Source organism: Microbulbifer aestuariivivens, assembly GCF_039545115.1.
Lineage (GTDB): Bacteria > Pseudomonadota > Gammaproteobacteria > Pseudomonadales > Cellvibrionaceae > Microbulbifer > Microbulbifer aestuariivivens.
In genome coordinates, this window is the sequence record NZ_BAABRT010000061.1 from 1 (window position 1) to 1,287 (window position 1,287).

Annotated in this window: 3 protein-coding genes; all 3 read right to left on the reverse strand. The window is 44.2% G+C overall.

Going from position 1 to position 1,287, the window contains the following annotated elements:
* Positions 1 to 201: 201 nt before the first annotated feature.
* Complete coding sequence (locus ABEA58_RS14325) at positions 202 to 543, reverse strand: hypothetical protein (protein WP_345552596.1); 342 nt, start codon at positions 541 to 543, stop codon at positions 202 to 204.
* A gap of 92 nt (positions 544 to 635) precedes the next feature.
* A complete protein-coding gene (locus ABEA58_RS14330; RefSeq protein WP_345552598.1) occupies positions 636 to 1,145 on the reverse strand; it encodes a hypothetical protein in 510 nt (169 codons plus the stop codon).
* 46 nt (positions 1,146 to 1,191) lie between these two features.
* The coding region (locus ABEA58_RS14335) for an IS3 family transposase (protein WP_345552580.1) at positions 1,192 to 1,287 on the reverse strand (96 nt) is incomplete at its 5' end.

A 1,287-nucleotide genomic window follows, 5' to 3' on the forward strand; every position in this document is an offset into this window, starting at 1 on the left:
GAATGCTCTAGGAACGAAACTGCTCTCGTCCGGAATGGCGAAGCTGCTCATTGCTGGACGCTAAAACAGTGAAAAATATTACCCGCTTGCACCAACAACAATTTTTACCGCCCGGCAACATAACGCCTTTGTAACGGGCAGCGTTGTGGCGAAGCCACGCTTTTAGCTGTCCAGCACGAAGTGCGTTCGTTGACAAACTTGTTAAGGTTTGGGGCCACAATTTACCTCGATTTGAGCACCGTGGATGCCATTTTCAGTTGGCAGCGCTGGATTTAAATTAAACAACACTGATATTTCATCTGCTGAACATTCCACTTTGCTTCGATACATTGCAGCATTCCACGCCTGCTCTCCAGATTTACGCGACTTGCAAACAACATAGTAATCGGCATTTTCCGAAACGGGCTTCTTCTCAGTGCAGCCAACCCCCGTTGTCTTATTAAAATCCTGAACATCTTCAGGGCTCAATGTTTGCGCATAAGATACCGTGGCGAAAAAAAGTAACAGTATGAATGCTTTAAAGAACGTATAGATGAACTTCATGATTAGAACCTTAACGCCTTTAGCAACGGCAGCAGTGGCGAAGCCACGCTTTAAGCTGTCCAGCCCCGTAGGGGCGATGTTGCCTAAACTTGTTAACCCTTGCCTGCTTCAATTTTGACGGTAGTTGGCTGACCAATTTGAAGCCCCTTATTTATAGCAAATACGTTTAAATTGAAATTTAGTGGTTTCTGATATTTAGGATGGCCATCTAGCCAGACAAAGAAAAATTTAACTTCGTTACCTTCAGGCTTACCTCTTACAGGGCCTAGAGGAAATATTAGATCAGGTTCTAGACCATTCTCAGATTGGAAGTAAAAACCAATTTCATCCAGTGTGTATACGCTGTCAGATGGCCATTTGATTGTGATATGGATCATTCCTGCATCGTCGCAGGAGGAGCCAGGAGCTGCACTGCCTCTCGTGATTTTGTCTATTTGGACTTGAGGTGCTGGTAATATGGCGATTAAGCCCTTGTCCATTTTCATTTCAAATCCTTCAGGCTCTGTTTCAAACGTGTAGTAGCCGGGAGCAAAAGAACAGGCTATAGATTGTGCCGAAAATAAGCCGAATGATATGAACACTGAAATAAGTAGATTTCTCATAACTCTCCTAGAGGGTGGTCTTACCCACAAAAAGTAGACACTCTAACTATGCGCGTTTGCGCTCATACTCTGCTGGACTTTTGTAACCCAGTGTAGAGTGCCTGCGGACTCTGTTGTAGAAAACCTCAATGTATTCAAACAC